This is a genomic window from Ectothiorhodospira sp. 9100, assembly GCF_022227565.1.
GTDB lineage: Bacteria > Pseudomonadota > Gammaproteobacteria > Ectothiorhodospirales > Ectothiorhodospiraceae > Ectothiorhodospira > Ectothiorhodospira marina.
In genome coordinates, this window is the sequence record NZ_JAJNAN010000100.1 from 1 (window position 1) to 1,918 (window position 1,918).

General features: G+C 63.7%; 1 protein-coding gene and 1 pseudogene. Both read left to right on the forward strand.

The features are described 5' to 3' along the window. Positions 1–358 (forward strand): annotated as a pseudogene (locus LPW29_RS15025) (porin); the annotation flags it as partial. Positions 359–777: 419 nt separating this feature from the next. Continuing rightward, positions 778–1,674 (forward strand): PfkB family carbohydrate kinase, encoded by an 897-nt coding sequence (locus LPW29_RS15030; RefSeq protein WP_238628686.1) that lies wholly within the window; start codon positions 778–780, stop codon positions 1,672–1,674. Positions 1,675–1,918: the final 244 nt, after the last annotated feature.

Here is a 1,918-nt window from a genome sequence, read left to right on the forward strand (position 1 = left end):
TCATACCATGGGTAACCTGTACTTTGGCGCAAAGTATGAGCGATTCTATAGCGATTTCGACTCTACTTTCCGAGAAGACGGTAACACGGCCATGAATGTATATGCTGGTTACACCATGGGGCAGAGCACGTTTAAGGTCATGTTGGCTGACGTTGAAAGCTATGGTGAGAATGTTGTCCATTTGGGGTATGACTACCAAATGACCGACGCAATGAAACTGTTTGCTGAATATTATTATGAAGAAGAAACGGCTGCCATCACCGAGGAACGCGGTGGAAGAGCTGATTGGTATGGCACTGCGCCCGACGATATCAGCGGTGGCCAGGTCTTCGCTGCCGGTATGCGCTACGACTTCTAAGTCGGTCGCATGATGTGGCTTGGCACCCCACCTGAGGTGCCAATGCCGAAGAGACAAAGGGGGCCTGAGGCCCCCTTTGTCGTGTCAGGCCCATGCCCTAAACCTGAGCGCCCTGAGCAGACAGCAAGGGTCGGTTCCAGGATCAGCACCATCCAGGCGCTGTGGGGCCGGACTGGCTGTGGGCGGGTGTTCGCCGCAGGGATGCGGCGATCAAGCCTACAGGGATGTATTCACGGCGTCCCGCCGGCAGCCAGACCGACCCCGCAGCGCCGACCTTACTGCCCCCAGCCAACCGGCGGCACGCTTGTAACACCATCCGCCCCCCCCAGAACAAACACCCCCAACTTTACCCCCACACTCCCACACTCCCACCCTCTATCCTGTCCCCACCCGCCTTCACCCGCCCACAGGCACCCACCATGGCCCACATCCTCGGCATCGGCGTTGCCACGCTGGACATCATCAACATCGTCGACCACTACCCCGCGGAAGACGAAGAAATCCGCGCCCTCCAACAACGCGCCTGCCCCGGCGGCAACGCCGCCAACACCCTCCACGTCCTCAAACAACTGGGCCACCACTGCGACCTGGCCACCGTCCTGGCAGAAGAACCCGACGGCGACCGCCTGAGAGACCTGCTGGCCCAGCGCGGCATCGGCGTCGATACCTGCCAGCGCCGCAACGGACGCACCCCCACCTCCTACATCACCCTCAACGCCACCAACGGCTCCCGCACCATCATCCACCACCGCGACCTGCCCGAACTGGACGCCGCCCACGTTGCAGGCCTCCCCCTCGACCGCTACGACTGGGTCCACCTCCAGGCCCGCGACACCCACACCACCAGCCGCATACTGCAAACCCTGCGCAGCCGCCAACCCACCCACCGCCCCATCTCCCTGGAAGTGGAAAAAGACCGCGACGGCATCGACATGCTCTTCGGCCAGCCCGACGTCATCGTCTTCTCCCGCCCCTTCGTCCTCGGCCGAGGCTTCGATGAACCCGAACCCTTCCTCCGTGGCATCCACAAACGCGTCCCCGGCGCCATCCTCATCTGCACCTGGGGCGATCAAGGCTCCTGGGCCTGGGCCAGCCGCGATGGCCTCTACCACGCCCCCGCCTGCCCACCCCCCGAAGTCATCGACACCCTCGGCGCCGGCGACACCTACAACGCTGGCCTCATCCATACCCTCGCCAACGGCGGCACCGTCCCCGAGGCCCTGGCCAACGCCACCCGCCTCGCCGGCCACAAGGTAGGCCGCCGCGGCCTGGATGGCCTGGATATCCGCATCCTGCAAAGCGACGACGAGACCTGAAACTCCGCCCCTAACTCTAATGCATCGCGGCGCTGAGTCACCCCCGATGATGAAAGATAATGATGGTGACGTACCAAGCCCCTCTCCCCCTCGGGGAGAGGGGTGGGGGTGAGGGGGAAGGACCGGCACAGTGCCTACCCCAGCCCCCGCCGCCCCCCCCCCCCCCCCCGCGGGGGGGGGGGGGGGGGCCCCCCGCCCCCCCGGGGGGGGGACAATAATAAAAATGATTAAAAAATACAAAATT